Here is a 5,742-nt window from a genome sequence, read left to right on the forward strand (position 1 = left end):
GGAATAACGTTTAATCAGGAATCTTTTGAAACTGGATTTGGCAAAGAATTCAAGCTTATTATTACTAAAACTGATCCTTTATTAGAAAAAGAAGTTGAATTATTATTTCTAGCACGAGATAATGATGAATTATCCGATAATACTGGAGAACTTACAGATGTATTGTGTGGACGATTAAAAATTAAATTTATTAAAAGTATTGAGTATGTAGACTTGAATCTTAAATTTAATAATTTAGCCAATAACCAAGTTTTAGCACATGCAATGGTTGAGAGTTATAAGGTTGAAGGAGTCTTTACTTACGAGCAAAGTTTTTTACACGGACAGAAGTTACCTCAATCATCAAAGCCAATAAGGAAAAAACAGGTGTATTTAAAAAACTTGGCTCTTTACAGTGGAAAAATCGATGGAAAGGACGGTGGTGGTACAAAAACTGCTTTTAAGAGCTTTTGGACAAATAGAGCTTATGATACAGAAAAATTCGCACAAGAAGAGTTGCTAAAAGGGATAGAAAATGAACATGGAAATAGGTGTACAGATGAAAATGGAGAAATTAAATTTAAAATATTAAAATCAGCATTAATAGGCTCGGATGTAGTATTAACAATAAGCCTTAAGGATATACCCGGTTCTTTAGCAAAAACTAACTATACTGACTCTATTGAGATTAAGATTAAGAAGAACACTGCTGTATTTGAATCATTCGATGGTGTTGACGTTTCGGATACAGGAATAGTAGAAATAAATGTTAATGCTCCATGTGCTTGTTCTAGAGGTTTAACTAAAATTGATTTTGAAAACTTAGCACCAGATGCAACTGCTTCCGATAGGGACAGCTATTTAAAAGGTATAAATATTACTTGTAATGATTTTGGAATACATACCTGTTTAGAAAAGGCACATTTTATTGCTCAACTATTATGTGAGTCAGCTAATTTGTCTGCTACTAAAGAAATGGGTGTTTCTAATACTGCCTATAATGGTTTTCCTGGTAGAGGCTTAATTCAATTAACTTATGAATCAACTTATAAATTCTATGGGGATTTCGTTGATGGTGTTGATAGTGTTTTTATATCAGATATTGCTGCAAAAGAGAAGCTGGAGCAATTGCCTCATTCCTATCTATCTGCGGGGTGGTTTTATACTGTTTATAAAGGTCGTGACATATTAAAAGCATCAAGGCGTGATGATTTTTTACATGTGTCAGCTATAATAAATGGAGGCTTTAACGGACTTGATATAAGAAAGGCTAATTTAGATATTTGCAAAAACTATTTAAAGGGCTTATGTTCTGAAGTCAAATTAAATAATAACACTTATGGTTATGAGGGTAGCCGTGTCAGATTAAATTCTCATTACAGTTTTGGGTGGGCGATTTGGCATGATTCAAAATTTAGCTCTAAAACAGGGGTTGCAAAATCTGATACTGAAGCTTTGGCTGGTTATGAAAAAGTAATTGAATTAAACTCTACAAAAAAGAATATTTATGACATTTTAAATATTGCAGCCTTTGATGAATATCAAGTAACGGAGGTTGAAAATGGAGTAAGTGTACAAAATATACATTGTATTACAGTAGCCACTAAACGCAAAAATGATCTAGATCCACCTGTAGTAGAGACAGAAGCTAATAATCTTGAGATAACAATAAATCAAACACAAGACTAAATGAAAAATAAAATTCAATACAGTATAGTGCTTGTCTTAGTATTATTATTTAATGCTAGAACCACAAGTGCACAGAAAGATGCTAGGTGGGGAGATTTTTATTCCAATAAGTATTTTTTTTCTTATGAAAACTCAAAAAAATCAGTTGTTTTATATGCTAGTAGGGATACCATGGTTCAGGTATGGGTAAATGGAGTGAAAGACACTGCCGATTATTCAAAAGGAATTCAGGACCTTGATCATTTTGAGTGCTGGGATAATGGGGTGTGTTATGATATAGAATTAATTAATAATGATCGATTAATTGTTAATTCTCGAGATAATTTAGGGGATGGCACCGATTTTCAGTTTGAGCCTGAAATGAAATCTAATATTTTTGGAGAAGAGGAATTTTACTCTTGTACAAATTTTAAGCAAAATATTTCTTGGGAGGGCTTAGATCCAACACAAGTTTTAAACTTAAACAATACAGCGTACTATCTAGATCAGGTGGGTTGTTATGAATGTGCCATATCAATCTTGGAAGAGCTTATTAAAGCTTATCCAAATCGTATTGTTGCATATATAAATTTAGGTGATTCTTATTGGGACAATAAGAATTACACTAAGGCCAAGTCTGCTTACGCCAAGTATTGTGAATTAATGCAAGCAAAAGGGAAAAAATGTAAAATTCCTAAGAGAGTTTTTGATAGAATGAAATAATGTTAGGTTCAAGTAGAAATCGTGTTTGAAAAATAAAATCAGCCTACGTGAATAAAGCAAGAGTTTTACTCATATTATCAAACCTCTTTGCCCATACTGTGCGGAAGAGATAACATTAGAGCAGGTTACTCATATTTTTAAATATGCTGATAAAGTGATGGTGAAAAAAATACTGATTTACCTCAATAAATATAGAAAGGAATTTAAAGTTGATACTTGTTTGCGTAAAGCTCATTTTATTGCTCAGGTTGGGGCGGAAACGTTATTTAAATCAATATTAGAGAGCGGGAGCTATAAATATATTAGTTCTCCAGAAAAATATTTTAGTACAAATCAATTAATAGATGATACAATCTTAAACTCTTTAGAAAGTAAGTTAAGTCAAATTTTTAAAATAACTGATGGGAATAATAAAATCCTAATAAAAACGAATGCTGAATTAAAGCAGATAATCAAGGCTCAGCAGGTAACAGCAGATATTAGACAATTGTATGCACAAAGAAAAAAAGATAGAACAACTTATTTGGAAGATGAAATATTGAAAACTTATAGTATAACGAGAAAAAATGAGAAAGGAGAAGATATTGATCTTGAAAGAAATATTGTATTACTTAAGAGGGGAAATGCTTTCCCTATTGAATTTCTATCTAGATTTTATGCCGACCGTAATGGAAGCAAAGGGGGAGAACTTTCGCGAGAAGGTTTTATGTTTTGCGGACGTGGGGTTAAACAATTAACAGGAAGGGGAAATTATGAAGCATTTTCTAAATTTAGGAAGAAGTATCCTTTCCCTGATGATCCAAAAGGATATATAGATTTCACAAAAATAACAGACAAAGAAAGTTTAAAAGGCAATTTTGAATTATTATCAGATGAAGAAAACGTAATTTATGCAGTGCAATCGGCTTTATGGTACTTCCAAAAAGGAAATCAATCAGGAACAGGGAAATATACTGTAGAATGGGCAGATGAAGATAATGTGCAGTTTACTACGAAAACTATTAATGGGGGGTATAATGGTTTAGAAAAAAGAAATGATTTTACAAAAAAAGCAAGGGGAGATAGTGGGTTTAAAGTATTTCAGCACTATTTGCAAATACACAAAAATGGGAGTAAAGAGCAAAAAGAAAAAGTACTGAAACAGTTAGAATATTTAAATGAAAGTAGAGTCGAGGAAAAAGTTGAATTAAGAGACGATAATGCAGAGCAACTAATAAAGAGATTAAAAGATAAGCCTATTAAAAAGCTTAAGTCCAAAGGTATTCCAATAATCCTCAACAAAGAGACACTAATATTTAAAATGGAATATGTGAAATGAAAGAAAAATCTTAAACAAAGTGATACGCCCAGTTCTATTTAATTCATTTATCAGATATTAACTCATGAGAATTACAGTTTATTTACAATTAATTTTAATATGTCTTTTTACAAACTGTGCATCGGCGCAGTTGCCAAATATAGAAAAGGTTGAAGTCTTTGAGTTTAAAGATTCAATAGTAACATCGGATTACAATTGCTCTTATTTATTGCCAAAAATACTTAATAAAGACAAAGACAAAGAACGCAAAATGAGTGTAGCAATGGCACAATCTGTTTACTACACTCCTTTATTTGGATGTTGTGCAGATTATAATAATATGATCAATATAACACTTGAAGAACTGATAGAGAAAGAACGAAAATGTGTGAATAAAAGAAAAGAAAACGATGGTGTATATGAAGTTAATTCTTCTTACGAAATGAGTTTTAATAAACTAGGCTTTGTGAGTTGGGATTTTTCTATTTATGCATGGCATAGTAATGGAGTAAATCCTTATCGTTTCCCTGTTTGTTTTGATACAAAAAAAGCTGATTTATTTACTACTATCGATATATTTAAAGATTCTCTTAGATTGCAATTGCTTTCTAAAATAGAGTTGAAAATATTGGAAGATGTAATGGCTGATATAGAATATCAAGTGAATAATTATAATGCACAGACAACAATAAGAGGAGGTGTTATTGAGTGCAATCGGTCCCATTTTCCATTGGTAAAAATACCAGATGGCTACATGTCAACAAGTAACGGAGTTGATGGAATAATATTTTATATTAAAGGTTCATTTCCAACAGTATACTCAAAGGTTGAAGGTGATATTTTTACAATATTCATGTCTTTATCAGACCTTAAACCTTATTTTAAAGAGCGTTTTAAAAAACGGATTGGTCTTAAATAAAGGTTAATTATTTTAAGCTTAAAAAATCTATTCATGAAAGTAACAACTAGTTTATTTATAGTCTTATTTCTACTGATGCACCTGTCTTTGAAAGCTCAGAATCATAATTGTAAAGAATCGATTACAATTACAGAAATTAAAGATTCCATTGTCAATAAAAATTATTCTTACAAATACATTTTACCTAAGGTTGTGAGCAAAGGTGAATTGCGATTAGAAAAATTAAATAATACAATTGCAAGAATGGCATTTTCTGGTTTTTTAAGTGAAAATAACAAGGAAATAAACGATTCACTAACAGGGATTGAAGGGTATTTCGATAAACAGATAGAACGGTTAAATGATTTAGAAGCAAAAGGATTGGTGATTCAGCACAACACGAAACTTTCGTACTCTACTAAATTCAATGATAAAGGTTTATTGAGTTTCAAATTTTTAACAAGAGAAACACAAACTACGAATGAGGAAAGAAGGGTTTCTTATTTAAGCTTAGATTCCAAGACAGGGAAAGAGGTACTGTTTGACGATATAATAGTTGATACATTAAGTTTACCCTTATTAAGCAAAATCGAAATAAGTTTTTACAAACAAGTAAAGAAAGAGATAGATGATTTTACTATTTCTGTTGGTAGGAAAGATACGATAAGATCCTTTTTGATTGTAAATAACGAAGACAATTTTCCTTTACAAAAAAGTCCTAAAGGTTATTTTTGTAAAAATGATAAAGGAAAGTCAGGTATGTGTTTCATAATTGAATCAGCTTCACCTAAGTTATTTCAATCTTTAGAATGGTTTGTAAAGGGGTGCTTTTTTTCTTTTGAAGAACTTGAACCTTATTTAACAGAAGATTTTAAAATACGAATTGGTTTGGAGTAAATCGGTTAATACAGTTGCAGAGATAAAACAAGGAATACACTAACGGTCAGTCTAAGCGTCTGACATTTTCGTTGAGGGCTAATCAAGATTTAATAGATAATATAACACGAAACGAAGTGAGTTCTCAGAAACATTTTCTGAAGCAGGTAAATTGACCAAAAAATCAATACCAATGGCACCGCCTCCACACAACCCTTAGGTGGATTATTCAATATAGAGGTAGAAAGTCCCAAAAATACACATCTGTATGCTTGGGGAGCCAGCAATTTGGATATGAAGT

6 protein-coding genes are annotated in these 5,742 nt (G+C 31.2%); 5 read left to right on the forward strand and 1 reads right to left on the reverse strand.

What is annotated here, in order from left to right; genetic code table 11:
• The 5 genes from BZG01_RS21680 to BZG01_RS21090 form a co-directional block, all read left to right on the forward strand.
• A partial coding sequence (locus BZG01_RS21680) for a hypothetical protein (protein ID WP_218973189.1) occupies nucleotides 1-1,668 on the forward strand: 1,668 nt, incomplete at its 5' end.
• Nucleotides 1,669-2,370 carry a tetratricopeptide repeat protein gene (locus tag BZG01_RS21075; RefSeq protein ID WP_101311817.1) on the forward strand — a complete coding sequence of 234 codons (702 nt, stop codon included), beginning with the start codon at nucleotides 1,669-1,671 and terminating at the stop codon, nucleotides 2,368-2,370.
• Between the two features lie 157 nt (nucleotides 2,371-2,527).
• Nucleotides 2,528-3,688 carry a hypothetical protein gene (locus BZG01_RS21080; RefSeq protein ID WP_101311818.1) on the forward strand — a complete coding sequence of 387 codons (1,161 nt, stop codon included), beginning with the start codon at nucleotides 2,528-2,530 and terminating at the stop codon, nucleotides 3,686-3,688.
• A 64-nt stretch (nucleotides 3,689-3,752) separates the two neighbouring features.
• Nucleotides 3,753-4,586 carry a hypothetical protein gene (locus BZG01_RS21085; protein ID WP_101311819.1) on the forward strand — a complete coding sequence of 278 codons (834 nt, stop codon included), beginning with the start codon at nucleotides 3,753-3,755 and terminating at the stop codon, nucleotides 4,584-4,586.
• Nucleotides 4,587-4,619: 33 nt separating this feature from the next.
• On the forward strand, nucleotides 4,620-5,462 hold the full coding sequence (locus tag BZG01_RS21090; protein WP_143470973.1) for a hypothetical protein: 843 nt from the start codon (nucleotides 4,620-4,622) through the stop codon (nucleotides 5,460-5,462).
• An 89-nt stretch (nucleotides 5,463-5,551) separates the two neighbouring features.
• Here the strand turns inward: BZG01_RS21090 and BZG01_RS21825 are convergent.
• Nucleotides 5,552-5,742 (reverse strand): hypothetical protein (locus tag BZG01_RS21825; RefSeq protein ID WP_218973190.1); only part of this gene is annotated, 191 nt, incomplete at its 5' end.

The organism is Labilibaculum manganireducens, assembly GCF_002843385.1.
GTDB classification, from domain to species: domain Bacteria; phylum Bacteroidota; class Bacteroidia; order Bacteroidales; family Marinifilaceae; genus Labilibaculum; species Labilibaculum manganireducens.